Genomic DNA, 25,843 nt, shown 5'->3' with positions numbered 1-25,843 from the left:
TGCTCCAATCTCCGCATCGACTCATTCATGCAGGTCACTATGATGAAAAAACTGTTCCTGGTCCCCGTTTTCGCGGCGCTGTTCTCGTTCGGCGGCGTGGCTCAAGCGCAAGTCGACCAGTCGACCCCGCAGGCGCTGATCAAGACGGCCACGCAGCAGGTCCTCGACGAAGTCAAGCAGCAGACGATCAAGCAGGGCGACACCAACCGCATCATCTCGATCGTCAACAGGGACATCCTGCCGTACACCGATTTCCGCCGCACCACGCAGCTCGCGATGGGCCGCAACTGGCGCACCGCGACGGCCGAGCAGCAGCAACAGGTGCAGGAGCAGTTCAAGCTGCTGCTGATCCGTACGTATTCGGGTGCGCTGGCCCAGCTGAAGCCGGACCAGCAGATCCAGTACCCGCCGTTCCGCGCCGATCCGGCCGATACGGACGTGGTGGTCAAGACGGTCGCGATGAACAACGGCCAGCCGGTCCAGATCGACTATCGCCTGTACAAGTCGGCGAACGGCTGGAAGGTGTATGACCTGAACGTGCTCGGCGCGTGGCTGATCCAGACGTACCAGCAGCAGTTCAACGAGAAGATCCAGCAAAGCGGCGTGGACGGCCTGATCCAGTTCCTCACGCAGCGCAACCAGCAACTTGCCGCCGGCAAGCAAGCGTCGTGAGCGGCTTCGACGCCGGCACCTCGCTGACCGTCGCGAGCGCGAAGGCCGCGCTCGCGAACGGTCTCGCGCGCATCGGCGCGGGCGCGACCGCCGTCGATTGCGCGGCGCTGACGCAGTTCGACTCGTCCGCGCTCGCCGTGCTGCTCGCATGGCAACGGGCCGCGCAAGCGCGCGGCGCGACCCTCGACATCCTCAATCTTCCCTCGAAGCTCGCCAGCCTCGCGCGCGCCTATGGCGTCGACGCCCTCATCGACGGCACCGGGCGACATTGACCCTGTCCGACCGGAGCCTGCCGCGCCAGCCGACGCGCGCAAGCTTCACGCCGCGCGCCTCCGGCGCCGGCTCCACCAGCCGGTTTGCCCTATAATCAAGCGTTTTGCCGGGCAGCCAGACGGTATCCGGCCCTCGTTTTCTTTCGTAGCAAGCACAGAATAGGCGTCGCGGCCCCGGTGTCGCGCACAGTCATGTCAGCCATAGAAATCCGTCACGTCAAGAAGCGCTACAAGTCGCTTCAGGCGCTCAAGGGCGTCAGCCTGTCGGTCGAGGAAGGCGAGTTTTTCGGTCTGCTCGGCCCCAACGGCGCAGGCAAGACCACGCTCATCAGCATCCTCGCCGGGCTCGCCCGGGCCGACGAAGGCAGTATCTCGGTGCGCGGCCACGACGTCTTCAAGGACTTCCGCGGCGCGCGTCGCGCACTTGGCGTCGTGCCGCAGGAACTCGTGTTCGACCCGTTTTTCACCGTGCGCGAGACGCTGCGGATCCAGTCCGGCTATTTCGGGCTGCGCCGCAACGACGACTGGATCGACGAAGTGATGGCCAATCTCGACCTCACCGAGAAAGCCGACGCGAACATGCGCGCGCTGTCGGGCGGGATGAAGCGCCGCGTGCTCGTCGCGCAGGCGCTCGTGCACCGGCCGCCCGTGATCGTGCTCGACGAGCCGACCGCCGGCGTCGACGTCGAACTGCGCCAGACGCTGTGGAAATTCATCTCGCGCCTGAATCGCGAGGGCCACACGATCGTGCTGACCACCCATTACCTCGAGGAAGCCGAGTCGCTGTGCGATCGGATCGCGATGCTGCGCCGTGGCGAGGTGGTCGCGCTCGACCGCACCGACGCGCTGCTGCGCCGCTTCGCGGGGCTGCAGCTTTACCTGCGCTTCGCGACCGGCGCGCTGCCGGCCGAGCTGCGCGGGCTGGAGTCCGACCCGGCCGCCCGCGCGCCCGGCGAGCACCTGCTGCGTCTTGCGAGTTACGACGAGGTCGAACGCATCCTCGCGCAATGCCGCGCGGCAGGCTGCACATTCGACGAGATCGAGGTCCGCAAGGCCGACCTCGAGGACGTGTTCGTCCAGGTGATGAACGGAGCCGAGGTGATCGAGGGTCTGGCATGAAACAGGAATCCCCACGCGCGCTGCGTTCGCTGCCCCCCGAGGGCGCGCCAGGCATTCCCGGTACGGCCCGGCGAGTGCCGGGAAGCGGGTTTCGGACGCTGCTGTACAAGGAACTGCTGCGGTTCTGGAAGGTGTCGTTCCAGACGGTGCTCGCGCCGATCGTCACGGCGCTGCTGTATCTGACGATCTTCGGCCATGCGCTGTCGGGCCGCGTCGAAGTGTATCCGGGCGTCGAGTACGTGAGCTTCCTCGTACCGGGCCTCGTGATGATGAGCGTGCTGCAGAACGCGTTCGCGAACAGCTCGTCGTCGCTGATCCAGTCGAAGATCACCGGCAACCTCGTGTTCATGCTGCTGCCGCCGCTGTCGTACCGCGACATCTTCGGCGCGTACGTGCTCGCCTCCGTGGCGCGCGGGCTCGCGGTCGGCACGGGTGTGTTCGTCGTGACGATCTGGTTTGTCCCGATGCACTTCGCGGCGCCGTTGTTCATCATTGCGTTCGCGCTGCTCGGCTCGGCAATTCTCGGCACGCTCGGCCTGATCGCCGGGATCTGGGCCGAGAAGTTCGACCAGCTGGCCGCGTTCCAGAACTTCCTGATCATGCCGCTGACGTTCCTGTCCGGCGTGTTTTATTCGACGCACTCGCTGCCGCCCGTGTGGCGCGAGATTTCGCGTCTCAACCCGTTTTTCTACATGATCGACGGCTTCCGTTTCGGGTTCTTCGGCGCGTCCGACATCAACCCGTTCGCGAGCCTCGCGATCGTTACCGGTTTCTTCATGCTGCTCGCGGTGATCGCGATGCGGCTGCTCGCGACCGGCTACAAACTGCGTCATTGATATCGACAGGCAGTGCCGCCCCCGGGGGCGGCGCGCGCCGACAGGAGCCTTACACCATGTTGCCGACTCCCGAACAGGTCAAGCAATACATCGCAGGCGGTCTCGCCTGCACGCATCTGGAAGTCGAGGGCGACGGCCAGCATTTCTTCGCGACGATCGTGTCGGCGGCCTTCGAGGGCAAGCGGCCGATCCAGCGGCACCAGCTCGTCTATGCGGCGCTCGGCGATCGCATGAAGCAGGAAATTCACGCGCTCAGCATGAAGACGCTGACGCCCGCCGAATGGCAGAACGCATAACCGGAAATCACTGAGTGCAAGTCACCGTCAACGAGCGCGACGCCGTCCAGAGCGTCGCCACGGCACACCCGGCCGCCAACGGGGAAGCGCATGGCCACGGGACGGACAAGCTCGTGATCGAGGGCGGTCACCGCCTGTCGGGCGAGATCGTCGTGTCGGGCGCGAAGAACGCCGCGCTGCCGATTCTGTGCGCGGGGCTGCTCAGCGCCGATCCGGTCGAGCTCGACAACGTGCCGAACCTGAAGGACGTGCGCACCACGCTGAAGGTGCTGAACCAGATGGGCGTGGCGAGCGAGACGGAAGGCTGCCGCGTGCGGCTCGACGCGTCGCGCGTCGACAACCTCGTGGCGCCGTACGAGCTCGTGAAGACGATGCGTGCGTCGATCCTCGTGCTCGGGCCGCTGCTTGCGCGCTTCGGCGAGGCGAAGGTGTCGCTGCCGGGCGGCTGCGCGATCGGCGCGCGTCCGGTCGACCAGCACATCAAGGGCCTGCAGGCGATGGGCGCCGAGATCAGCATCGAGCACGGCTTCATCGAAGCGCGCGCGAAGCGCCTGAAAGGCGCGCGCATCGTGACCGACATGATCACGGTGACGGGCACCGAAAACCTGCTGATGGCCGCGACGCTGGCCGACGGCGAGACGGTGATCGAAAACGCCGCGCGCGAGCCGGAAGTGAGCGATCTCGCACACTTGCTGGTCGCGATGGGCGCGAAAATCGACGGCATCGGCACCGATCGCCTGGTGATCCAGGGCGTCGAGCGGCTGCACGGCGCGCGCCACTCGGTGATCCCCGACCGGATCGAGGCCGGCACGTTCCTGTGTGCGGTCGCGGCGGCCGGCGGCGACGTGACGCTGACGGGCGTGCGCCCGCACATCCTCGACGCGGTGATCGACAAGCTCCGGGAGGCCGGCGCGTCGATCGAGGAAGGCGACAGCTGGCTGCGCGTGAAGATGGACCGCCGGCCGTCGGCCGTGACGATCCGCACGTCGGAATACCCGGCGTTCCCGACCGACATGCAGGCGCAGTTCATGGCCCTCAATACGGTCGCGACGGGCACCGCGCAGGTCGTCGAAACCATTTTCGAGAACCGCTTCATGCACGTGCAGGAACTGAACCGGCTCGGCGCGAACATCACGATCGACGGCAATACGGCGCTCGTGACGGGCGTCGAGAAACTGTCGGGCGCGAACGTGATGGCGACCGACCTTCGCGCGTCGGCGAGCCTCGTGATCGCCGGGCTGCGTGCCGAGGGCGAAACGCTGGTCGACCGCATCTATCACCTGGACCGCGGCTACGACCGCATGGAAGCCAAACTGACCGCTGTCGGCGCGAACGTGCGCCGCCTTTCCGGGAGCCACGCATGAGCGCGCCGCTGACCCTCGCCCTGTCGAAGGGCCGGATCTTCGAGGAAACCCTGCCGCTGCTGGCCGCGGCCGGCGTGCAGGTGGCCGAGGATCCTGAAACGTCGCGCAAGCTGATCCTGCCGACGACCGACCCGAACCTGCGCGTGATCATCGTGCGCGCGAGCGACGTGCCGACCTACGTGGAGTACGGCGCGGCCGACTTCGGCGTGGCCGGCAAGGACGTGCTGGTCGAGCACGGCGGCTCGGGCCTGTATCAGCCGATCGACCTGAACATTGCGCGCTGCCGGATGTCGGTGGCCGTGCCGGCCGGCTTCGACTACGCGAGCGCGGTGCGCCAGGGCGCACGCCTGCGCGTCGCGACGAAGTACGTCGAGACGGCGCGCGAGCATTTTGCCGCGAAGGGCGTGCACGTCGACCTGATCAAGCTGTACGGCTCGATGGAGCTCGCGCCGCTGGTCGGGCTGGCCGACGCGATCGTCGACCTCGTCAGCTCGGGCGGCACGCTGAAGGCGAACAATCTGGTCGAGGTCGAGGAGATCATGGCGATCTCGTCGCGCCTCGTCGTGAACCAGGCTGCGCTGAAGTTGAAGCGCACGGCGCTCAAGCCGATCCTCGACGCGTTCGAACGCGCGTCGCAGAATGGCGGTTGAGCGCATCACCGTAACGGAACTCCCATGTCCATCACCATCCGCAAGCTCGATTCGACGAGCGAAGGCTTCGGCGCCGAACTGCGCGCGCTGCTCGCATTCGAGGCGAGCGAGGATGCGGCGATCGAGCAATCGGTCGCGCAGATCCTCGCCGACGTGAAGTCGCGCGGCGACGCCGCGGTGCTCGAATACACGAACCGCTTCGACCGGCTGAGCGCGGGCAGCGTCGCCGCGCTCGAACTGCCGCAGGACGCGCTGCAGACGGCGCTCGACGGCCTCGCGCCGAAGGCGCGCGCGGCGCTGGAAGCGGCCGCCGCACGGGTGCGCGCGTATCACGAGAAGCAGAAGATCGAGTGCGGCACGCACAGCTGGCAGTACACGGAAGCGGACGGCACGGTGCTCGGCCAGAAGATCACGCCGCTCGACCGCGTCGGCCTGTACGTGCCGGGAGGCAAGGCCGCGTATCCGTCGTCGGTGCTGATGAACGCGATTCCCGCGCGGGTCGCGGGCGTCGGCGAGATCGTGATGGTGGTGCCGACGCCGGACGGCGTGAAGAACGACCTCGTGCTCGCCGCGGCGCTGCTCGGCGGCGTCGATCGCGTGTTCACGATCGGCGGCGCGCAGGCGGTCGGCGCGCTCGCGTACGGCACGGCGACGGTGCCGGCCGTCGACAAGATCTGCGGCCCGGGCAATGCGTACGTCGCGTCGGCGAAGCGCCGCGTGTTCGGCACGGTCGGCATCGACATGATCGCCGGGCCGTCGGAAATCCTCGTGCTGTGCGACGGCACGACCGATCCGAACTGGGTCGCGATGGACCTGTTCTCGCAGGCCGAGCACGACGAGCTCGCGCAGTCGATCCTGCTGTGCCCGGACGGCGCGTTCCTCGAGCGCGTCGCAAAGGCGATCGACGAGCTGCTGCCGTCGATGCCGCGCCGGGACGTGATTCGCGCGTCGCTCGAAGGCCGCGGCGCGCTGATCAAGGTGCGCGACATGGCCGAGGCCTGCCGGATCGCGAACGACATCGCGCCGGAACACCTCGAGATTTCCGCGCTGGAGCCCCAGCAGTGGGGCCAGCAGATCCGCCACGCGGGCGCGATCTTCCTCGGCCGCTACACGAGCGAGAGCCTCGGCGACTACTGCGCGGGGCCGAACCACGTGCTGCCGACCTCGCGCACCGCGCGCTTCTCGTCGCCGCTCGGCGTGTACGACTTCATCAAGCGCTCGAGCGTGATCGAGGTCAGCGCGGAAGGTGCGCAGACGCTCGGCGAGATCGCGTCCGAGCTCGCGTACGGCGAGGGGCTGCAGGCGCATGCGAAGAGCGCCGAGTTCCGGATGAAGGGCTGATCGTGCCGCGCAGGGCCGGGGCGGGCGCGCATGCGCCGGCGCCGGCCGGCTCCCCCCGAAGCCGGACACACGCGCAGGGCGGCGTCCGCCGCCTTGCCGACCATTTGACGCCGGCGCGATGCACGCCGGCTTGAGACCATGACGACGCCACAAGACATCATCCGCCGCGACGTGCTCGCGATGACGAGCTACCCGGTGCCCGACGCGAGCGGCTTCGTGAAGCTCGACGCGATGGAGAATCCGTATCCGCTGCCCGAGCCGCTCGCCGCGGCGCTCGGCGAGCGGCTCGCGCAGGTCGCGCTGAACCGCTACCCGGCGCCGCGCCCGGCCGCGCTGCTCGACAAGCTGCGCCACGCGATGGGCGTACCGGCCGCATGCGACGTGCTGCTCGGCAACGGTTCGGACGAGATCATCAGCCTGATCTCGGTCGCCTGCGCGAAGCCGGGTGCGAAGGTGCTCGCGCCGGTGCCGGGTTTCGTGATGTACGAACTGTCGGCGAAGCTCGCGCAGCTCGAATTCGTCGGCGTGCCGCTGAAGGCCGACCTGACGCTCGACGTCGATGCGATGCTCGCGGCGATCGCCGAGCACCGGCCGGCGATCGTCTATCTCGCGTATCCGAACAACCCGACCGGCACGCTGTACGACGACGCCGACGTCGAACGGATCGTTGCCGCCGCGCGCCACAGCCTGATCGTGATCGACGAGGCGTATCAGCCGTTCGCCGAGCGTTCGTGGCTGCCGCGCGCCGCCGAGTTCGACAACGTCGTCGTGATGCGCACGGTGTCGAAGCTGGGCCTCGCGGGCATCCGCCTCGGCTATCTCGTCGGCTTGCCCGCGTGGCTGAACGAATTCGACAAGGTGCGCCCGCCGTACAACATCAACGTGCTGACCCAGGCCACCGCGGATTTCCTGCTCGACCGCCTCGACGTGCTCGACGCGCAGGCCGCCGATCTGCGCGCGGAGCGCACTCGGCTTGCGCAGGCCGTGGCCGCGCTGCCGGGCACGACGGTGTTTCCGAGCGCCGGCAATTTCCTGCTGGTGCGCGTGCCGGATGCGGCCGCCGTGTTCGATGCGCTGCTCACCGAGCGGGTTTTGGTCAAAAACGTGAGTAAAATGCATCCGTTGCTGGCGGAATGCGTGCGGCTGACCGTCGGTGCTCCCGACGAAAACGCGCGCCTGCTGGCGGCTTTGAAACTCGCGCTGCCCGGTTGATCCAGCCGGCGCCGCAGCGCGTACGATCAATCCCCATTTACATCGACCCAGTCAAGGAATTGCCATGCGTGTGGCGGAAGTCGTTCGCAATACCAGCGAAACGCAGATCCGTGTGAAGCTCGATCTCGACGGTACGGGCCAGCAGAAGCTGGCTACCGGCGTGCCGTTTCTCGACCATATGCTCGACCAGATCGCGCGACACGGTCTGGTCGATCTCGAGGTCGAAGCGCATGGCGATACCCATATCGACGACCACCACACGGTCGAGGATGTCGGCATCACGCTCGGGCAGGCCGTCGCGAAGGCGATCGGCGACCGCAAGGGCATCCGCCGCTACGGCCATTCGTACGTGCCGCTCGACGAGGCGCTGTCGCGCGTCGTGATCGACTTCTCGGGCCGGCCGGGCCTCGAATTCCACGTGCCGTTCACGCGCGCGCGGATCGGCACGTTCGACGTCGACCTGTCGATCGAGTTCTTCCGCGGTTTCGTGAACCACGCGGGCGTCACGCTGCATATCGACAACCTGCGCGGGATCAACGCGCACCATCAGCTCGAGACGGTGTTCAAGGCCTTCGGCCGGGCACTGCGCGCGGCGGTGGAGCTCGACGAACGTGCGGCGGGGCAGATCCCGTCGACGAAAGGCAGCCTCTGACCTTCCGCACGGGCGGCACGCCAAGGACAACCTGACGGCTTCGGCGCGCGGCGCCGGCTTGCGATGGATCTGCTCAAATCGTTCATTTCGCTGCTGGCGCTGATCAACCCGATCGGCGCGGTGCCGTTCTTCCTGAGCCTGACGGCGCAGCAGACGGACGCCGAGCGGCGCCGCACGATCCGGATCGCGTCGGTGTCGGTGTTCTGCGTGATGACGGTGACGGCGCTGCTCGGGCAGCAGATCATCGACTTCTTCGGCATTTCGGTCGGCTCGCTCGAAGTGGGCGGCGGGATCATCATGCTGCTGATGGCGATCAACATGCTGAACGCGCAGATCGGCAACACGCGATCGACGCCGGAGGAGCGCCACGAGGCCGAGCTGAAGGACAACATCGCGGTCGTGCCGCTGGCGATTCCGCTGCTGACGGGCCCCGGCTCGATCAGCACGGTGATCATCTATGCGGCGAACGCGCGTCACTGGTATGACCGGGTCGGGCTGGTCGCGATCGGCGCGGCCCTGGCTTTGCTGTGTTTCGTTGCGATGCGGCTCGCCGAGCCGATCGCGAACTGGATCGGCCGCACGGGCATCAACATCGCCACGCGGCTGATGGGTCTGATGCTGTCGGCGCTGGCGGTGGAATTCATCGTCAATGGACTGAGGGCGCTACTGCCTGCACTGAGATGAAAACTTCGATTGCGATTGTGGATTATGGGATGGGCAACCTGCGCTCGGTCGCGCAGGCGCTCAAGAAGGCCGAACCGGCCGCCGACGTGGCGATCGTCGACACGCCGGCCGCGATCCGCGCGGCCGACCGTGTCGTGCTGCCCGGCCAGGGCGCGATGCCCGACTGCATGCGCTGCCTGGGCGAATCGGGCCTGCAGGAGGCCGTGCTCGAGGCGTCGCGCACGAAGCCGCTGCTCGGCGTATGCGTCGGCGAGCAGATGCTGTTCGACTGGAGCGCGGAGGGCGACACGAAGGGCCTCGGCCTGCTGCCCGGCAAGGTCGTGCGCTTCGAGCTCGACGGCCGCCTGCAGGACGACGGCTCGCGCTTCAAGGTGCCGCAGATGGGCTGGAACCGCGTGCGCCAGTTGCAGCCGCACCCGCTGTGGGACGGCGTGCCCGACGACGCGTATTTCTACTTCGTGCACAGCTATTACGTACGCCCGGACAACCCGGCGCATACGGTCGGCGAAACGGCGTACGGCGCGCCGTTTACGTCCGCGGTCGCGCGGGATAACCTCTTCGCGACCCAATTCCACCCCGAGAAAAGCGCGGAGGTCGGGTTGCGTCTGTATCGCAACTTCGTACACTGGAAGCCGTAAATGTCGCGGGCGTGCCACAATCGGCGGGCCGCAGAGGCCTGTCACACGGTGCTGGCACGCCAAAGCGCCGAAAGAGTTGTACTAAACTAGCGAGACGGCGCGGTACCGGATTGGCCGGTACGCGCCGGATTCTTTTCTTTTTCCACGACGACACCCGATAGCTATGTTGCTGATTCCGGCCATCGATCTCAAAGACGGTCAGTGTGTGCGCCTCAAACAGGGCGATATGGACCAGGCCACGATTTTTTCCGAGGACCCGGCGGCGATGGCCCGCAAGTGGGTCGATCTCGGCGCCCGGCGGCTCCATCTCGTCGACCTGAACGGCGCGTTCGCCGGCAAGCCGAAGAATCTCGAGGCGATCGAGGCGATCCTCGAAGAGGTCGGCGATGAAATCCCCGTACAGCTCGGCGGCGGCATCCGCAGCCTCGAGACGATCGAGAAATACCTCGACGCGGGCCTGTCCTACGTCATCATCGGCACCGCGGCCGTGAAGGACCCGGGCTTCCTGCAGGACGCGTGCACCGCGTTCGCCGGCAGCATCATCGTCGGGCTGGACGCGAAGGACGGCAAGGTCGCGACCGACGGCTGGAGCAAGCTGACCGGCCACGAAGTGATCGATCTCGCGCGGAAGTTCGAGGACTACGGCGTCGAATCGATCGTCTACACGGACATCGGCCGCGACGGGATGCTGCAGGGCATCAACATCGAGGCGACCGTGAAGCTCGCACAGGCGGTCGGCATCCCGGTGATCGCCAGCGGCGGCCTGTCGAACCTCACGGACATCGAGAACCTGTGCGAAGTGGAAGAGCACGGCGTCGAAGGCGTGATCTGCGGCCGTGCGATCTACTCCGGCGATCTCGATTTCGCGGCCGCGCAAAAGCGCGCGGACGAACTGAACGGCGAACTCGACAACGCGTAAGCGCGCTTGTCCCGTTCGCCGGGGCCGCCCGCAGGCGGCGGCTCCGACCGGGAGCCTCGCGCGAGGCTTCCGCAACCGGCCGTCCCAGCGCGGCATTTGGCGCAACATCATGGCTCTAGCTAAACGCATCATCCCCTGCCTGGACGTGACTGCCGGGCGTGTCGTCAAGGGCGTCAACTTCGTCGAGCTGCGCGACGCGGGCGACCCCGTCGAAATCGCGCGCCGCTACGACGAGCAGGGCGCCGACGAACTGACGTTCCTCGACATCACCGCGACGTCCGACCAGCGCGACCTGATCCTGCCGATCATCGAAGCCGTGGCGTCGCAGGTGTTCATTCCGCTGACCGTCGGCGGTGGCGTGCGCGCCGTCGAGGACGTGCGGCGCCTGCTGAACGCGGGCGCGGACAAGGTCAGCATGAATTCGTCGGCGGTTGCGAACCCGCAACTCGTGCGCGACGCGGCCGACAAGTACGGCTCGCAGTGCATCGTCGTCGCGATCGACGCGAAGCGCGTGTCGGCCGACGGCGAGACGCCGCGCTGGGAAGTCTTCACGCACGGCGGCCGCAAGAACACGGGCCTCGACGCGATCGAATGGGCGCGCAGGATGGCCGAACTCGGCGCGGGCGAGATCCTGCTCACCAGCATGGACCGCGACGGCACGAAGTCGGGTTTCGACCTCGCGCTCACGCGCGGCGTGTCGGACGCGGTGCCGGTGCCGGTGATCGCTTCCGGCGGCGTCGGCTCGCTGCAGCACCTGGCCGACGGCATCAAGGACGGCCGCGCCGATGCGGTGCTGGCCGCGAGCATCTTCCACTACGGCGAGCATACGGTCGGCGAGGCGAAACGCTTCATGGCCGGCCAGGGCATCCCGGTGAGGCTGTGATGAATACCGAAACGACATCCCTGCCCGCGTGGCTCGACAAGGTCCGCTGGGACGACAACGGCCTCGTGCCGGTGATCGCGCAGGAAGCGGCGACGAACGACGTGCTGATGTTCGCGTGGATGAACCGCGAGGCGCTGGCGAAGACGATCGAGACGCAGCGCGCGGTCTACTATTCGCGTTCGCGCAAGCGCCTGTGGTTCAAGGGCGAGGAGTCGGGCCACGTGCAGCACGTGCACGAGGTGCGGCTCGACTGCGACGAGGACGTCGTGCTGCTGAAGGTCGAGCAGGTGTCGGGCATCGCATGCCACACCGGCCGGCATTCGTGCTTCTTCCAGAAATTCGAAGGCACCGTCGACAACGGCGACTGGGTCGCGGTCGAGCCGGTGCTGAAAGATCCCGAACACATCTACAAATGACGCAATCGACCGAAGACACGCTGCTGCGCCTCGCCGCCGTGATCGATAGCCGCAAGGGCGGCGACCCCGACCAATCGTACGTGTCGCGCCTGTTCCACAAGGGCGACGACGCGGTGCTGAAGAAGATCGGCGAAGAGGCGACGGAGGTCGTACTGGCCGCGAAGGACGTGCGCCAGGGCGGCGCGCCGACCGCGCTCGTCGGCGAGGTGGCCGACCTGTGGTTCCACTGCCTCGTGATGCTGTCGCACTTCGACCTGAGCCCGGCCGACGTGATCGCCGAGCTCGAGCGTCGCGAAGGGCTGTCGGGCATCGAGGAAAAGGCGCTGCGCAAGCGCCGCGAGCGCGAGGAAAACGGCGGGTGACATGCAGCGGCCCGCTGCGGTGGCGACAGTGCGGTAAGCTGTAAGAATTGTCATCTAACGGGGGTAGCATCATGAACGATACGTCGAACCAGTTTCCGACGCCTGCGGTGCCGGGGGCGGCGGACGCCGAACGCCTGAACGGGCTGCGCACGCTGACTCACGTGCTCTATGGCCTCTATGCGTTCCATTGGCTGACGGGCGGCATCACGGGCATCATCGCGATCATCATCAACTACGTGAAGCGCGACGATGTGGCCGGCACGCCGTACGCGGCTCACTTCGAATGGCAGATCCGCACGTTCTGGCGCGCGTTTTTCGCGTACGTGATAGGGTTCGCGCTGGCGTTCGTGGTGATCGGATTCGCAGTGATGTTTGTCACATGGATCTGGACGCTGTACCGTATCATCAAGGGTTGGCTGTACCTGAACGACAACAAGGCGCTCGATCCCAAGGCGTGGTTCTGACGGCCGCGCGCGAGCGTTTCGCAGGAGCAACATGAGTCACGATCCGAATTGTCTGTTCTGCAAGATCGCGGCAGGCGAGATCCCGAGCACGAAGGTGCACGAGGACGACGAATTCGTCGCGTTCCGCGACATCCGCCCGGCGGCCGAGACGCACGTGCTCGTGATTCCGCGCCGGCACCTGCCGACGCTGTCGGCGGCGGGCGAGGCCGATGCGCCGATGCTCGGCCGGCTGATGCTGCTCGTCTCGCGTCTCGCCGAGCAATTGGGCGTCGCGTATACGGGGGGCGAAACCGGTTTCCGTACGGTGATCAACACGGGCCCCGGCGGCGGGCAGGAGGTCTACCACCTGCACGCGCATATCCTGGCCGGTCCGCGCCCCTGGCAGCGGATGGGTTGACGGCGCGGGGCGTATCCCCGCATCGATAGTCGAAGCCGGCGCGTTGCCGGCGATTTGCGCCGCGTGGCGGTGTGGTTGAGGAGAGGTTTCATCATGGGTGGATTGAGCATTTGGCACTGGCTGATCGTGCTGCTGATTGTCGCGCTGGTTTTCGGTACGAAGAAGCTGCGCAACATCGGCAACGATCTCGGCAGCGCCGTAAAGGGTTTCAAGGACGGCATGAAGGACGGCGAGGCACCGGCGGATGCGCAGCAGCTGCCGCGCTCGGGCTCGGGCTCGGTCGACGTCAACGCGAAGGACACGACGCGTTCCGATTCGAACAAGGCGTAACGCCGGCACGCTGACAGGCATTTGCGATGCTGGATCTCGGTCTTTCGAAGATGGCGCTGATCGGCGTCGTCGCACTCGTCGTGCTCGGCCCCGAGCGCCTGCCGCGCGTCGCGCGTACGGCAGGTGCGCTGTTCGGCCGCGCGCAGCGGTACATCAACGACGTGAAGGCCGAGGTCTCGCGCGAAATCGAACTCGACGCATTGCGGACGATGAAGACCGATTTCGAGGCGGCCGCGCGCAATGTCGAGACGACGATTCACGACAACCTGCGCGAGCACGAGAAGGAACTGAACGACACGTGGCATTCCGCGGTCGGCGGCCTTGACGAAGCGGCAGGCGCCGCCGGCTCCGATGGTTCCGGCATGCCCGCGGCGCCGTCCTGGCGCGGCAGTCCCGCCGCGCTCGCGTCGAAGCGCCGCAACTGGCGTGTGAAGCAGGCGGCGACGCCTGTCTGGTACAAGCGCGCGACCACCCGCCGCACGCACGTGCAGTCGGGCGCCGCGCGTGTCGCGCGCCACCAGCCGGCCAGCCTGCGCCGGCCGACGCGCTTCTTCTGAGCCGAGCGCATGCTCGCTCGTCAATCCTACCGAGGGCCGGTGTGAGCGACCCCCAGCAGAACCCGGGCGACGCCCCGGAAGAAACTTTCATTTCCCATCTCGTCGAGCTTCGCGATCGCATCATTCGCGCGGGGCTGGCCGTGATCGTCGTGTTCGTCGGGCTCGTCTACTGGGCGCCCGACATCTTCCGGCTGCTCGCGCGGCCGCTGATGGAGAACCTGCCGAAGGACGGCAAGATGATCGTGACGGACGTGACCGGCTCGTTCTTCGTACCGATGAAGGTCACGATGCTCGTCGCGCTCGTGATCGCGCTGCCGGTCGTGCTGTACCAGATCTGGGCGTTCGTCGCGCCGGGCCTGTACCAGCACGAGAAGAAGCTCGTCGTGCCGCTGGTCGGCAGCAGCTACTTCCTGTTCCTGTGCGGGATGGCATTCGCGTACTTTCTCGTGTTCCCGACGATCTTCCGCGTGATGGCGCACTACAACGCGCCGCTCGGCGCCGAGATGACGACCGACATCGACAATTACCTGAGCTTCGTGCTCGGGATGTTCATCGCGTTCGGGGTCACGTTCGAGGTGCCGATCATCGTCGTGCTGCTCGTCCGGATGGGCGTGCTGACGGTGAAGAAGCTGAAGGAAATCCGGCCGTACGTGATCGTCGGCGCGTTCGTCGTCGCGGCGGTCGTCACGCCGCCGGACGTGTTCTCGCAACTGATGCTCGCGTTGCCGCTGATCGTGCTGTACGAGGCCGGGATCCTGGCCGCGCGGTTCTTCGTGCCGAAGAAGCCGGCCGACGAAGGCGAAGCGGGGAACGGCGAAGCCGCACATTGACCGCAGCGCGCCGCGGCCGCGTGCCGCGGTTGGCCTTCCAGCCGGGCCCGGCGACCCGGCGGCGTTGCCGGCCGGAACATGGGCGGCGAGGGCCGTCGCTCCGGCAACGCGAGGGCTTGGATGCAATGCAAAAGGGCAGCCGCCGGCTGCCCTTTTTCTTTTCCGGCTGCGTGCGGCGCGGGCCGCACGCCCCGGACGTCATTCGGTGTCGCTGTCCTGGTCGTCGAGCGTCTGCTTCGGCGGCGGCGGACGCTTGCCGATCACGACATTCACGTCGAACTCCCGGCCCTTGCGCACCACGTGCACCTTGGTCGGCGTGCCCGGCTTGATCTGCGCGACCGTGTTCAGCAGCTTCGTCGTATCGGTGATTTCCTCGCCGTTGACCGTGACCAGGATGTCGCCCGGCTTGATGCCGGCCTTGTCGGCCGGACCGCCCTGCAGCACGCCGGCGACGATCGCGCCCGATTTCTGCGACAGCCCGAACGACTCGGCGATCTCCGGCGTGACGTCCTGCGGTTCGACGCCGATCCAGCCGCGCGTGACCGAGCCGGTCGTGATGATGCTTTCCAGCACCGTGCGCGCGGTCGACACGGGAATCGCGAAGCCGATGCCGAGCGAGCCGCCCGAGCGCGAATAGATGGCCGTGTTGATGCCGAGCAGGTTGCCGTTCACGTCGACCAGCGCGCCGCCCGAGTTGCCGGGGTTGATCGGCGCGTCGGTCTGGATGAAGTTCTCGAACGTGTTGATGCCGAGGTGGTTGCGGCCGAGCGCGCTGATGATCCCCATCGTGACCGTCTGGCCGACGCCGAACGGGTTGCCGATCGCAAGCACGACGTCGCCGACCCGCGACTGGTCGGAACGGCCGAGCGTGATCGTCGGCAGGTTCGTCATGTTGATCTTCAGCACCGCGAGATCCGTCTCGGGATCGCTGCCGATCACCTTCGCGGTGGCCGTGCGGCCGTCGGCGAGCGCGACTTCGATCTGGTCGGCGCCATCCACGACGTGCTGGTTCGTTAGAATGTAACCTTCAGGGCTCACGATAACGCCCGAGCCCAGGTTGGCGGCCGGCTCGTCCTGCTGCTTGCGGGCATTGCGGTCGCCGAAGAAGTAGCGGAACAGCGGATCTTTCGCGCGCGGATCGGGCGGCAGCGAGCCGTCCTTGCTGGAGAACACGTTGACGACGGCCGGCATCGCCTTCTGCGCGGCTTCGGCGTACGAAGTGGTCGCCGGCGCGCCGCCGATGCCCGGCGCGACTTCCCGCAGCGCAACGATCGGCGTGGCGAGCTGCTTGCCGAGCTGTCCTTGCCGTTGCAGCCATTGCGGCTTGAGCGTCACGACGATGAACATCAGCGCGAGCAGTACCGTAACCGCCTGCGCGAAGAACAGCCAGAAGCGTCTAAGCATCTGAATGGATTAGAGGTTTATATGGATCGGATCGAACTTGAATTGTACTTGAACAATACCCTTGAAACCGCCCGCTTCAAGGACTATTGCCCGAACGGCCTCCAGGTCGAGGGGCGCCGCAAGATCGAGAAGATCGCCACCGGCGTGACCGCGTCGGTCGCATTTCTCGAAGCCGCGCTCGAATGGGGGGCCGATGCCGTGCTCGTTCACCACGGCTATTTCTGGCGCAACGAGGCCCCGCAGATCACGGGCCGCAAGTACCAGCGGCTCAAGCTGCTGCTCGCGAACGACCTGAACCTGTTCGCGTTCCACCTGCCGCTCGACGCGCATCCCGAGTTCGGCAACAACGCGCAGCTCGGCGAGCGGCTCGGGCTGATCGGCGAGCAGCGTTTCGGCGAAGGCGATCTCGGCTGGATGGCGACGCTGCCGATGCCCGTCACGCTCGAGCATTTCGTCGCAAAGGTCGAGCGCACGCTCGGCCGCACGCCGCTCGTGCTCGGCGACGTGGACATGCAGCTGCGCCGCGTCGCATGGTGCACGGGCGCCGCGCAAAGCTATTTCGACGCGGCGATCGATGCCGGCGCCGACGTGTTCCTGACCGGCGAGGTGTCGGAATACGTGACGCACACGGCGGCCGAGAGCGGCGTCGCGTTCGTTGCGGCAGGGCACCATGCGACCGAACGCTACGGAATCCAGTCGCTGGGCGCCCACTTGTCCGAGGAATTCGATATCGAACACCTTTTTATCGATATCCATAATCCGGTCTGACCGCCGGAATTGCGGCGGTGCATCGACATTCTGAAATGTAGCGAATGCTTAAAAGAGAAATGATTTAATCGCTCCGATAGTGGGGGAAAACCCTTGACTATCAATCACTTCGAACGGATTTTCATCTCCGGGCCTTGTAAATGGCGACTCCATTCGAGCAAACTAGCGGCGGAATGGAAAGTCGTGACGGAAAATCCAACTCAGAAGTGGGGCGTGAGATGCGAGACAAGGAAGAGAAACGCGTCGACAGCGGCCGCCGTACCTGGCTGATTGCGACATCCGTAGCAGGTGGCGTAGGAGGCGTCGCCACCGTCATACCTTTCGCGGCGTCGCTTGCGCCGTCCGCGAAAGCGAAAGCGGCCGGTGCGCCGATCGAGGTCGACATCAGCGGCCTGAAGCCCGGCGAGATGGTGACCGTGCCGTGGCGAGGCAAGCCGGTGTGGATCCTGAACCGCACCGACGACATGCTGTCCGACGTGGTCAAGGCCGACAAGGAAGTGGCCGACCCCACCACGAAATCCCCGTATTCGATGCCGTTGCCCGCGTATTGCGCGAACGAATATCGCTCGCGGGCCGATCGCAAGAACATCCTCGTCGTGATGGCCGTGTGTACGCACCTCGGCTGCACGCCAAGCCAGCGCTTCACGCCGGGTCCGCAGCCGAACCTGCCGGACGACTGGCCGGGCGGTTTCCTGTGCCCGTGCCACGGTTCGACCTACGACCTCGCCGGCCGTGTGTTCAAGAACAAGCCGGCGCCTCAGAATCTCGACATCCCGCCCTACATGTTCACGTCGGCGACGACCCTCGTGATCGGCAAGGACGAGAAAGGAGAAGCGTGATGGCCGATAACAAGGAAGTCTCCACGACAGGTCTCACCGGCTGGATCGATCAGCGCTTCCCGCTCACGTCCACCTGGAAAAAGCACGTTTCCGAGTACTACGCGCCGAAGAACTTCAACTTCTGGTACTTCTTCGGCTCCCTCGCGCTCCTGGTGCTCGTCAACCAGATCGTCACGGGCATCTTCCTGACGATGAACTACAAGCCCGACTCGACGCTCGCGTTCGCGTCGGTCGAGTACATCATGCGCGAGGTGCCGTGGGGCTGGCTGATCCGCTACATGCACTCCACCGGTGCATCGATGTTCTTCGTGGTCGTCTATCTGCACATGTTCCGCGGGCTGCTGTACGGGTCGTACCGCAAGCCGCGCGAGCTCGTGTGGATCTTCGGCTGCGCGATCTTCCTGTGCCTGATGGCCGAGGCGTTCTTCGGCTACCTGCTGCCGTGGGGCCAGATGTCGTTCTGGGGCGCGCAGGTGATCGTGAACCTGTTCTCGGCGATCCCGTTCGTCGGCCCCGACCTGTCGCTTTGGATCCGCGGCGACTACGTCGTGTCCGACGTCACGCTGAACCGCTTCTTCGCGTTCCACGTGATCGCGATTCCGCTCGTGCTGGTCGGCCTCGTGGTCGCGCACCTCGTCGCGCTGCACGAAGTGGGCTCGAACAACCCGGACGGCATCGAGATCAAGGCGAAAAAGGACGAGAACGGCATTCCGCTCGACGGCATTCCGTTCCATCCGTATTACTCGGTGCACGATTTCCTCGGTGTGTGCGTGTTCCTGATGGTGTTCGCGCTGATCGTGTTCTTCTCGCCGGAGATGGGCGGCTACTTCCTCGAGGCGAACAACTTCGTCCCGGCGAACCCGCTGCAGACGCCGCCGGAGATCGCGCCGGTCTGGTACTTCACCGCGTTCTACGCGATGCTGCGGGCAACCACCGACCCGTTCAAGATCGTGCTGATGATCGTGATCGCGCTGCTTGGCGTGCTCGCGCTGATCCGTGCGCGCGGCAAGTGGAAGGCCGGGCTGCCGGTGCTGGCCGCGGCGATCGTCGTGTTCATGTACCTGACGGAATCGAAGTTCTGGGGCGTCGTCGTGATGGGCTCGGCGGTGATCACGCTGTTCTTCCTGCCGTGGCTCGACCGCAGCCCGGTGAAGTCGATCCGCTACCGGCCGCTGTTCCACAAGGTGTTCCTCGGGATCTTCGTCGCGGCGTTCCTGACCCTCGCGTTCCTCGGCACACGGCCGCCATCGCCGGCCGCGACGCTGATCGCGCAGGGCTGCGCGCTGATCTACTTCGCGTTCTTCCTCGGCATGCCCGTCTGGACGCCGCTTGGCACGTTCAAGCAGCCGCCGGAGCGGGTGCGCTTCAAGCCCCATTAACGTGAGCGAGGAGAGAACGACATGAAGAAACTGCTTTCGACGCTCGCGCTGATCGGTGCGACCGCGTGTGCGCTGCTGGCGGCGCCGGCGGTTCGGGCGGAAGGTAATTTTCCGCTCGACCGGGCGCCCGATAACACGGAAAATCTCGTTTCGCTTCAACACGGCGCGCAATTGTTTGTAAACTATTGCCTGAACTGCCACAGCGCGAACCTGATGCGCTACAACCGTCTGACGGATCTGGGCATATCCCCGAAGGAGATCGAAACGAATCTCCTGTTCACGACCGACAAGGTCGGGAACACGATGTCCGTCGCGATGCGGCCCGAAGACGCGAAGAACTGGCTCGGCACCTCGCCGCCCGACCTGTCGGTCGAGGAGCGGGCGCGCGGCCGCGACTGGCTGTATACGTATCTGCGGAGTTTCTACCGCGACGATACGCGGCCGACCGGCTGGAACAACGCGGTGTTCGAGAACGTCGGCATGCCCCATGTACTGTGGCAGCTGCAGGGGCAGCGCATCGCCAAATTCGAAGACAAGACGGACGAGGAGACGGGCGAGAAGGTCCACACGCTCGTCGGCTTCCAGCAGGTCACGCCGGGGACGCTGTCGTCGCCGGATTATGATGCTGCGGTTGCCGACCTGGTGGCCTATATGACGTGGATGTCCGAGCCGGCCCAGCAGACCCGCAAACGCCTCGGCGTGTGGGTGCTGATCTTTCTCGGTGTCCTGACTTTCCTGGCCTGGCGGCTCAATGCCGCGTACTGGAAAGATATCAAGTAAACACGCCTGACCGGCGTGGGGCCGGCGCAAGGCGGAGTCCCGAAAGGGGTTTCGCCGCGTGCCGGCCCTCGGCTTTTTTGAGGAAACGCAAACATGATGGTTCTGTATTCCGGCACAACTTGCCCGTTCTCCCAGCGTTGCCGGCTGGTGCTGTTCGAGAAGGGCATGGATTTCGAAATCCGTGACGTCGACCTGTTCAACAAGCCGGAAGACATTTCGGTGATGAACCCGTACGGTCAGGTGCCGATTCTGGTCGAGCGCGACCTGATCTTGTACGAATCGAACATCATCAACGAGTACATCGACGAGCGCTTCCCGCATCCGCAACTGATGCCGGCCGACCCCGTGCAACGCGCACGTGCGCGCCTGTTCCTGCTCAACTTCGAGAAGGAACTGTTCGTCCACGTCAGCACGCTCGAGAACGAGAAGGGCAAGGCTGCGGAGAAGAACCACGAGAAGGCACGTCTTGCGATTCGCGATCGCCTGACGCAGCTCGCGCCGATCTTCGTGAAGAACAAGTACATGCTCGGCGAGGAATTCTCGATGCTCGACGTCGCGATCGCGCCGCTGCTGTGGCGTCTGGATCACTACGGCATCGAGCTGTCGAAGAACGCCGCGCCGCTGATGAAGTACGCTGAACGGATTTTCAGCCGTCCGGCCTACATCGAAGCGCTGACGCCGTCCGAAAAGGTCATGCGTCGTTGATGATGCAATGAGGGCATGACGGAGAGGGCGGCGCGGTGCGCCGCGCCCCCGCTCCGGGTTCGAGGATTGTGATGCAAGAGATTTCAACGAAGCCTTATCTGCTGCGCGCACTGTACGAATGGTGCACCGATAACGGTTACACGCCGCATATCGCGGTGAGAGTCGACAACTCGACGCGCGTGCCGCGTCAGTTCGTGCGGGACGGCGAGATCGTGCTCAACATCAGCTTCGAGGCGACGAGCCAGTTGCAGATGGGCAACGAGTGGATCGAGTTCACGGCCCGGTTCTCCGGGAAGGCGCACAAGATCGAGATTCCGGTTGCCAATGTGCTCGCGATCTATGCACGCGAGAACGGGCAGGGCATGGCATTCCAGGTCGATGCGGTGGCGGGCGAGGGCGCGGATTCGGGCGCGTTCGACGAGGACGCGCCGGCGGATGACGCGCAGCATGACGAGTCGCCTGCCGCGTTGACGCCGGTTGCCGACAGCGGTGCGAACGAGGAGCCTTCCGAAGGCGCCGACGAACCGCCGAAAACCGACGGCGATGGCGACGGTTCGAAAGGTGGTAGCAGGCCTCGCCTCAAGATCGTGAAATGAGGTAGAATCTCGGGCTTACGCCGGCTTAGCTCATCTGGTAGAGCAGTTGATTTGTAATCATCAGGTGGCGGGTTCGAGTCCTGCAGCCGGCACCATATTCCGCAAGGGGTTACGCGATGTTTGCGTAGCCCCTTCGCGTTTCCAATGCCCCCTCACGTTTCCAATGCGATCGAAAAAGGGGCAGCGGCACACGCATGGACGGGCTCTGCCGCGGGAAAACGTCAGCGCGTCTGCGAGTCCATTTGCTGGCGGAGACGCTTCTCGTCTGCTTGCAGTTCAGGCGTGAAGGCTTCGCCGAAGTCTGCGGGCTCGAAGAACGGGCGAATCTCGATTTCCGATTCCCCGGTCATCGGGTTGGGGCAGCGCCGTACCCAATCGATTGCTTCAGCCATCGACTGTACTTCCCAGATCCAGTAGCCGGCGATCAGCTCTTTGGATTCAGCAAACGGGCCGTCGATGATAGTCCGTGCTGCACCGGAAAACTTCACGCGAGCGCCTTTCGAGCTCGGCTTCAACCCGTCGCCGCCTCGCATGATTCCAGCGTTGACCAATTCTTCGTTGTATTTGCCCATTGCGGTAAGCAGTTCAGTGCTCGGCAACTGGCCAGCTTCGGATTCGGGAGTTGCTTTGATGATGACCATCACGCGCATGGCGTTTCTCCTTACGGTTAGCGAATTCCAGTAGATATTGAGCGCGAACATTCGCCCTCAATACAACGACGGTCGATGCGGCAGGAAATCGACAAAAGAGCGAATATTTTTTCAACGGAGTCAGCTTTCCCCGCGTCGCTCGTACGGCATCAATTTATCCTCGACCGCCGATCTTCCTCGCTCTGATGGATCGAGTACCAGAATAGCTATCGAGACGGTTTCACTGGGCGCGTGCCGCGCACGTAGCGCGCAGTCATGCCCGGTCCTCTGTGGCCCGCCAGGCGCTGTCCAGCCTCCAATCCTTCGTCGATCGTTTTGTACGTCACGCCGCGCGCGCGTAGATCGTCGCCGAAACCTGCATCCATTACGCGGTCGCCGTGCACGCGCCGTGGGCGGCGACGAGCGGTTTCGTGACGCTGTCGTTCGCGGTGTGGGGCGTACTGATCGGGATGGCGCTCGGGCGCGCGGTGAACGTGGTCGTGCCTCGCGCCATTTCATTCGAAAGTATGATCGACACCGGTTCGAACCGGATCGCGGACGATCGGGAGACAGGGGCCATGCCGAGTCCCCATGAATTCTCGATGCTGGTGTGCGTTGCACGTTGCACGTGCGCCGGACGGCGTCGATCCGTCGAATCCGGCCCTCGCCGTACAGGTCAAGAAGCGGCCGCTCGACGGTACGCAGATGCGCATGAACGCCGTGGCCGCGCGCCCTGCGCCGACACCGGTCGGCCAGATGCTGCTGGCGCGCTTCGACGAAGCGGCTTGAGGGATAGCGTCACGCCTTCATCGTGACGAAGGGCGTGACGCGTTGCGGCGCCGGGCCGCTTACTGCGCGACCGGTACGGTCACGTCGCTGCCGAACCAGTGCATCGAGATCTTCTTCAGCGTGCCGTCCTTGTGCAGCGAATCGAGCGCGTCGTTGATCGCCTTCTCGAACTTCGGGTTGCCCTTGCGGAACGGGATCGCCATTTCCTGCTTGCCGCCGTTCAGCACCGCGCCCGCGCGCAGCGGCAGGTTCGACGTCTTGATCATGTACGGCAGCATCAGGCGGTCGTCGAGCGTCGCCTCGATCCGGCCCGCGGCGAGGTCGCGCAGCTTCTCCGGTGCGCCCGGATACGTCTGCACCTCGATGCCCGGCACGGTGCGCGCCATCTGGTCGTAGTTGGTGCCGAGCGTCACGCCGAGCTTCTTGCCCTTGAAATCGTCGAGCGACTTGAAGTTGCGCGTGTCGTCCTTGCGCTGGATCAGCTGTGCGGCCGAGTACGTGTACGGCTGGCTGAAGTCGAGCGCTTCCTTGCGCTGCGGCGTGACCGTGACCTGGTTGACGATCACGTCGAACTTGCCGGCCTGCAGACCCGCGATGATGCCGCTCCATTCGGTCGGGACGAACTGCGTCTTCACGCCGAGCTTGCCGGCGACCGCGTTCGCGACGTCGACATCGAAACCCTCGAGCTGGCCCGACGTGCCGCGCGAATTGAACGGCGGGTAGGTGCCTTCGAGGCCGACGCGCAGCACGCCGGCTTTCTTGACCGAGTCGAGCAGGTCGTCCGCATGCGCGGCGACGGCCGTGAAGCCGAGGGCCGACGCGAGCAGCAGGCCGGACAGCAGGAACTTCGAACGTTTCATTACAGATCTCCAGGGTTCAGCGTGGTGTGGGTTGAGCGCCGCGCGCCGTCGGGCGCGGCGGCCGCAATACCGACACGTAGACACTACTCGCAACCGCGCCGCGCCGGAAGTCGAATTGGCCCTGATTGCAATCGATTTCATCGGAGTGGCCGGATCGCGCGCGTTGCAACGGGGGCCGGTTCATGGGCGAACGGGAATTTGTCTGTAAAATCGCGCCGGCGAAGTTGAATGCTCGCGCCATCCGAGGGCGCGTCAAAAAGAACAAAGGCCGTTCATGAACATGCAGAACACAATCGCCGCATTGCGCGGCGGATTGCTTCAGCAGGACCGGTTGCTGAAGCTCGATACGCCGTTGGGAGAGAACGTCCTGACCGTGCAGCGGGCGGTCGGCTGCTCGCGCATCGGGCGCGCGTACGAATTCACGCTCGACGTGCTGTCGACCGATAGCGATGTGGAACTTAAAAAGCTGATTGCGCAGCCGATCACGCTTTGGATCCAGCAGGGCGATCTCGGTTACCGGCCGATCAGCGGGTATGTGCATACCGCGCGCCGGCTCGGCGCCGACGGCGGGCTCGCGACCTATCAGCTCACGTTCGCCGATTTCACCCACTTCCTGAAGTTCCGTCGCGATCAGCGGCTCTGGAACGATACGACCGTCGACCAGATCATCAGCGACGTGCTGAACCAGCATCCGCAGGCGCAGGGGCGCTTCCGCTTCGCGTTGACGAAGCCGCTGCCGAACCGCTCGTACACGCGACAGCACGACACCGACTGGCATTTCGTGCATCGGCTGATGGAGAGCGAAGGGCTCTACTGCACATGGCAGCAGGCCGACGACGGCAAGTCGCATACGCTCGTCATCACCGACAACCTGCAGGCGTTCGCGCCGCTGTCGCCGGAAACCGTGCGCTTTTACCGCGGCGGCGCGGCCAGCGAAGCGGACGCGTTCACGCAATGGTCGGGCACGCGCACGCTGCAGAGCGTGACGCACACGACACGCACGTTCGACTACAAGCATCCCTCGCAGCCGTCGAACCCGAAAGGCACGTCGCTGCCGACGATGGGCGGACAGGGCGAACTGCCGGATCAGCTCGAAGTCTACGAATACACCGGCGCCTATACGTATCTCGACCAGCCGCGTGGCGACCATCTGACGAAGGTGCGGATGGAGGAGTGGGAGTCGCAGGCGAAGCGGTTTCGTGCCGCGGGCGGTGTGCGCGCGATCGACGCCGGGCGGCGCTTCACGCTGGCCGATCATCCGGAGCACGATCGCGATCCGGCCGATCAGCGCGAGTTCGTCGCGATCGAGGTGGCGTGGTGGATCGAGAACAACCTGCCTGTCGCGGGCGACCGCGCTGATTTCCCGTACAGCCTGCGCGAAGCGCTGACGCAGGCGCAGGACGGCTATGGCGCCGATCCCGCGTTTCGCGTGCCGCACGACGACGGATCGACGGGCTTCTATCTGGTTGAAGTCGAGGCGCAACGCGTGAGCGTGCCTTACCGCAGCCCGTTCGAACACCGCAAGCCCGAGATGCATCTCGAGACGGCGATCGTCGTCGGGCCGCAGGGCGAAGAGGTTTATACCGATGCGCTGAACCGGATTCGCGTGCAGTTCGTGTGGGATCGCCTGAACCCGGGCAACGAGAACGCGTCGTGCTGGGTGCGCGTCGTGCAGTCGGATACCGGCGGCGGCTACGGCGGCGTGCACGTGCCGCGCATCGGCGAGGAAGTGCTGATCGACTACGTCGGCGGCGACTGCGACCGGCCATTGGCAGTCGGGCGCGTGTACAACGGCGCGAACCAGCCGCAGTGGCATACCGACGGGATCCTGTCCGGGTATCGGTCGAAGGAGTATTCGGGCAGCGGCTACAACCAGCTCGTGATGGACGACGCGACCGGGCAGAACCGCGTGCAGCTGATGAGCAGCAGCGCGAACAGCCTGCTGCATCTCGGCTACATCATCGATCACAACGCCAATTCACGCGGGGCGTATCTCGGCAGCGGCTTCGACCTGCGCTCGGATGCGTACGGCGCGGTGCGGGCCAGCCAGGGCCTGTACGTAACGACGCATCCGAAGGCGGCGAACAGCCAGCCGCTCGACGTGAAGGAAGCGCAGCAGCAGCTGGTGACGGGCGAGAGCCTCGTCGAGGCGATGTCGGAGGTGAGCGAGCAGCACCAGGCGGAAAGCCTGAAGGATGCG

Annotated in this window: 32 protein-coding genes and 1 tRNA gene; 30 read left to right on the top strand and 3 right to left on the bottom strand. The window is 65.4% G+C overall.

All coding sequences use genetic code 11. The annotated features are described in order from the left end of the window. The first annotated feature begins 42 nt into the window (after window positions 1-42). From GQ57_RS20215 to tatC, 21 genes are all read left to right on the top strand, one after another. The gene (locus GQ57_RS20215) at window positions 43-672 is read left to right on the top strand and encodes an MlaC/ttg2D family ABC transporter substrate-binding protein (RefSeq protein ID WP_031400097.1); all 630 of its coding nucleotides are present in this window, start codon (window positions 43-45) and stop codon (window positions 670-672) included. Continuing rightward, on the top strand, window positions 669-944 hold the full coding sequence (locus GQ57_RS20210; RefSeq protein ID WP_034198866.1) for an STAS domain-containing protein: 276 nt from the start codon (window positions 669-671) through the stop codon (window positions 942-944). The genes GQ57_RS20215 and GQ57_RS20210 overlap by 4 nt, the downstream gene beginning before the upstream one ends. 192 nt (window positions 945-1,136) lie before the next feature. After that, window positions 1,137-2,063, top strand: a complete 927-nt coding sequence (locus tag GQ57_RS20205; RefSeq protein WP_031400095.1) for an ABC transporter ATP-binding protein — start codon at window positions 1,137-1,139, stop codon at window positions 2,061-2,063. Further along, window positions 2,060-2,899: an ABC transporter permease gene (locus GQ57_RS20200; protein ID WP_235212710.1), complete on the top strand. Its 840-nt coding sequence runs from the start codon at window positions 2,060-2,062 to the stop codon at window positions 2,897-2,899. Before GQ57_RS20205 ends, GQ57_RS20200 begins: the two co-directional genes overlap by 4 nt. Before the next feature lie 56 nt (window positions 2,900-2,955). After that, window positions 2,956-3,195 carry a BolA family protein gene (locus tag GQ57_RS20195; protein WP_006477131.1) on the top strand — a complete coding sequence of 80 codons (240 nt, stop codon included), beginning with the start codon at window positions 2,956-2,958 and terminating at the stop codon, window positions 3,193-3,195. Window positions 3,196-3,209: 14 nt separating this feature from the next. Beyond that, window positions 3,210-4,559: a UDP-N-acetylglucosamine 1-carboxyvinyltransferase gene (gene murA, locus GQ57_RS20190; RefSeq protein ID WP_034198865.1), complete on the top strand. Its 1,350-nt coding sequence runs from the start codon at window positions 3,210-3,212 to the stop codon at window positions 4,557-4,559. After that, window positions 4,556-5,209: an ATP phosphoribosyltransferase gene (hisG, locus tag GQ57_RS20185; RefSeq protein ID WP_031400092.1), complete on the top strand. Its 654-nt coding sequence runs from the start codon at window positions 4,556-4,558 to the stop codon at window positions 5,207-5,209. Before murA ends, hisG begins: the two co-directional genes overlap by 4 nt. Before the next feature lie 24 nt (window positions 5,210-5,233). Further along, window positions 5,234-6,550 (top strand): histidinol dehydrogenase, encoded by a 1,317-nt coding sequence (gene hisD / locus GQ57_RS20180; protein WP_031400091.1) that lies wholly within the window; start codon window positions 5,234-5,236, stop codon window positions 6,548-6,550. 138 nt (window positions 6,551-6,688) lie between these two features. Then, window positions 6,689-7,762: a histidinol-phosphate transaminase gene (gene hisC, locus GQ57_RS20175; protein ID WP_034198864.1), complete on the top strand. Its 1,074-nt coding sequence runs from the start codon at window positions 6,689-6,691 to the stop codon at window positions 7,760-7,762. Window positions 7,763-7,826: 64 nt separating this feature from the next. After that, complete coding sequence (gene hisB / locus GQ57_RS20170; RefSeq protein WP_006477126.1) at window positions 7,827-8,414, top strand: imidazoleglycerol-phosphate dehydratase HisB; 588 nt, start codon at window positions 7,827-7,829, stop codon at window positions 8,412-8,414. A 63-nt stretch (window positions 8,415-8,477) separates the two neighbouring features. Then, the gene (locus GQ57_RS20165; protein ID WP_031400089.1) at window positions 8,478-9,098 is read left to right on the top strand and encodes a YchE family NAAT transporter; all 621 of its coding nucleotides are present in this window, start codon (window positions 8,478-8,480) and stop codon (window positions 9,096-9,098) included. Continuing rightward, window positions 9,095-9,736, top strand: coding sequence for an imidazole glycerol phosphate synthase subunit HisH (gene hisH, locus GQ57_RS20160; RefSeq protein WP_031400088.1), 642 nt, complete (start codon window positions 9,095-9,097; stop codon window positions 9,734-9,736). Before GQ57_RS20165 ends, hisH begins: the two co-directional genes overlap by 4 nt. Window positions 9,737-9,899: 163 nt before the next feature. Next, the gene (gene hisA, locus GQ57_RS20155) at window positions 9,900-10,655 is read left to right on the top strand and encodes a 1-(5-phosphoribosyl)-5-[(5-phosphoribosylamino)methylideneamino]imidazole-4-carboxamide isomerase (protein ID WP_031400087.1); all 756 of its coding nucleotides are present in this window, start codon (window positions 9,900-9,902) and stop codon (window positions 10,653-10,655) included. Between the two features lie 109 nt (window positions 10,656-10,764). Beyond that, window positions 10,765-11,538: an imidazole glycerol phosphate synthase subunit HisF gene (gene hisF / locus GQ57_RS20150; RefSeq protein ID WP_031400086.1), complete on the top strand. Its 774-nt coding sequence runs from the start codon at window positions 10,765-10,767 to the stop codon at window positions 11,536-11,538. Beyond that, a complete protein-coding gene (hisI, locus tag GQ57_RS20145; protein ID WP_031400085.1) occupies window positions 11,538-11,954 on the top strand; it encodes a phosphoribosyl-AMP cyclohydrolase in 417 nt (138 codons plus the stop codon). The genes hisF and hisI overlap by 1 nt, the downstream gene beginning before the upstream one ends. After that, window positions 11,951-12,316, top strand: a complete 366-nt coding sequence (locus GQ57_RS20140; protein ID WP_006485344.1) for a phosphoribosyl-ATP diphosphatase — start codon at window positions 11,951-11,953, stop codon at window positions 12,314-12,316. Before hisI ends, GQ57_RS20140 begins: the two co-directional genes overlap by 4 nt. 71 nt (window positions 12,317-12,387) lie before the next feature. Further along, window positions 12,388-12,780: a DUF4870 family protein gene (locus GQ57_RS20135; RefSeq protein WP_031400084.1), complete on the top strand. Its 393-nt coding sequence runs from the start codon at window positions 12,388-12,390 to the stop codon at window positions 12,778-12,780. A gap of 31 nt (window positions 12,781-12,811) precedes the next feature. Then, entirely contained in the window at window positions 12,812-13,177 is a 366-nt protein-coding gene (locus tag GQ57_RS20130; RefSeq protein WP_031400083.1) for a histidine triad nucleotide-binding protein, read from the top strand. Window positions 13,178-13,270: 93 nt separating this feature from the next. After that, the gene (gene tatA, locus GQ57_RS20125; protein WP_031400082.1) at window positions 13,271-13,507 is read left to right on the top strand and encodes a Sec-independent protein translocase subunit TatA; all 237 of its coding nucleotides are present in this window, start codon (window positions 13,271-13,273) and stop codon (window positions 13,505-13,507) included. A 26-nt stretch (window positions 13,508-13,533) separates the two neighbouring features. Beyond that, on the top strand, window positions 13,534-14,064 hold the full coding sequence (gene tatB, locus GQ57_RS20120) for a Sec-independent protein translocase protein TatB (RefSeq protein WP_034198863.1): 531 nt from the start codon (window positions 13,534-13,536) through the stop codon (window positions 14,062-14,064). A 41-nt stretch (window positions 14,065-14,105) separates the two neighbouring features. After that, window positions 14,106-14,894, top strand: coding sequence for a twin-arginine translocase subunit TatC (gene tatC, locus GQ57_RS20115; RefSeq protein WP_031400080.1), 789 nt, complete (start codon window positions 14,106-14,108; stop codon window positions 14,892-14,894). A gap of 198 nt (window positions 14,895-15,092) precedes the next feature. On the opposite strand, the gene GQ57_RS20110 is transcribed toward tatC, so the two are convergent. Then, on the bottom strand, window positions 15,093-16,298 hold the full coding sequence (locus GQ57_RS20110; RefSeq protein WP_031400079.1) for a Do family serine endopeptidase: 1,206 nt from the start codon (window positions 16,296-16,298) through the stop codon (window positions 15,093-15,095). Between the two features lie 21 nt (window positions 16,299-16,319). Here GQ57_RS20110 and GQ57_RS20105 point away from each other — a divergent pair, with 21 nt between their 5' ends. The 7 genes from GQ57_RS20105 (at window position 16,320) to GQ57_RS20075 (ending at window position 21,460) form a co-directional block, all read left to right on the top strand. Further along, window positions 16,320-17,066 (top strand): Nif3-like dinuclear metal center hexameric protein, encoded by a 747-nt coding sequence (locus tag GQ57_RS20105; protein WP_034198862.1) that lies wholly within the window; start codon window positions 16,320-16,322, stop codon window positions 17,064-17,066. A 218-nt stretch (window positions 17,067-17,284) separates the two neighbouring features. After that, window positions 17,285-17,905 (top strand): ubiquinol-cytochrome c reductase iron-sulfur subunit, encoded by a 621-nt coding sequence (gene petA / locus GQ57_RS20100; RefSeq protein WP_031400077.1) that lies wholly within the window; start codon window positions 17,285-17,287, stop codon window positions 17,903-17,905. After that, window positions 17,902-19,284, top strand: a complete 1,383-nt coding sequence (locus GQ57_RS20095; RefSeq protein ID WP_152603318.1) for a cytochrome b — start codon at window positions 17,902-17,904, stop codon at window positions 19,282-19,284. The genes petA and GQ57_RS20095 overlap by 4 nt, the downstream gene beginning before the upstream one ends. 21 nt (window positions 19,285-19,305) lie before the next feature. Continuing rightward, window positions 19,306-20,064: a cytochrome c1 gene (locus GQ57_RS20090; protein WP_031400075.1), complete on the top strand. Its 759-nt coding sequence runs from the start codon at window positions 19,306-19,308 to the stop codon at window positions 20,062-20,064. Window positions 20,065-20,157: 93 nt separating this feature from the next. Further along, complete coding sequence (locus GQ57_RS20085; protein WP_006400565.1) at window positions 20,158-20,769, top strand: glutathione S-transferase N-terminal domain-containing protein; 612 nt, start codon at window positions 20,158-20,160, stop codon at window positions 20,767-20,769. A gap of 71 nt (window positions 20,770-20,840) precedes the next feature. Next, on the top strand, window positions 20,841-21,365 hold the full coding sequence (locus tag GQ57_RS20080; protein ID WP_034198860.1) for a ClpXP protease specificity-enhancing factor: 525 nt from the start codon (window positions 20,841-20,843) through the stop codon (window positions 21,363-21,365). Between the two features lie 19 nt (window positions 21,366-21,384). Next, window positions 21,385-21,460, top strand: a tRNA-Thr gene (locus GQ57_RS20075). Window positions 21,461-21,586: 126 nt separating this feature from the next. Here the strand turns inward: GQ57_RS20075 and GQ57_RS20070 are convergent. Next, window positions 21,587-22,015, bottom strand: coding sequence for a YciI family protein (locus GQ57_RS20070; protein ID WP_034198889.1), 429 nt, complete (start codon window positions 22,013-22,015; stop codon window positions 21,587-21,589). Window positions 22,016-22,585: 570 nt separating this feature from the next. Between GQ57_RS20070 and GQ57_RS20065 the strand changes: the two genes are divergently transcribed. Next, complete coding sequence (locus tag GQ57_RS20065; RefSeq protein ID WP_235215102.1) at window positions 22,586-22,783, top strand: hypothetical protein; 198 nt, start codon at window positions 22,586-22,588, stop codon at window positions 22,781-22,783. Window positions 22,784-22,842: 59 nt separating this feature from the next. Here GQ57_RS20065 and GQ57_RS20060 read toward each other — a convergent pair whose 3' ends face one another. Further along, complete coding sequence (locus tag GQ57_RS20060) at window positions 22,843-23,643, bottom strand: transporter substrate-binding domain-containing protein (protein ID WP_034198859.1); 801 nt, start codon at window positions 23,641-23,643, stop codon at window positions 22,843-22,845. 274 nt (window positions 23,644-23,917) lie between these two features. Here GQ57_RS20060 and GQ57_RS20055 point away from each other — a divergent pair. Next, a partial coding sequence (locus GQ57_RS20055; RefSeq protein ID WP_034198858.1) for a type VI secretion system Vgr family protein occupies window positions 23,918-25,843 on the top strand: 1,926 nt, incomplete at its 3' end.

The sequence above is a fragment of the Burkholderia sp. MSh2 genome (assembly GCF_000731655.1).
GTDB lineage: Bacteria > Pseudomonadota > Gammaproteobacteria > Burkholderiales > Burkholderiaceae > Burkholderia > Burkholderia paludis.
Note: the sequence above shows the minus strand (reverse complement) of the source record. Positions and strands in the feature narration are given on the sequence as shown.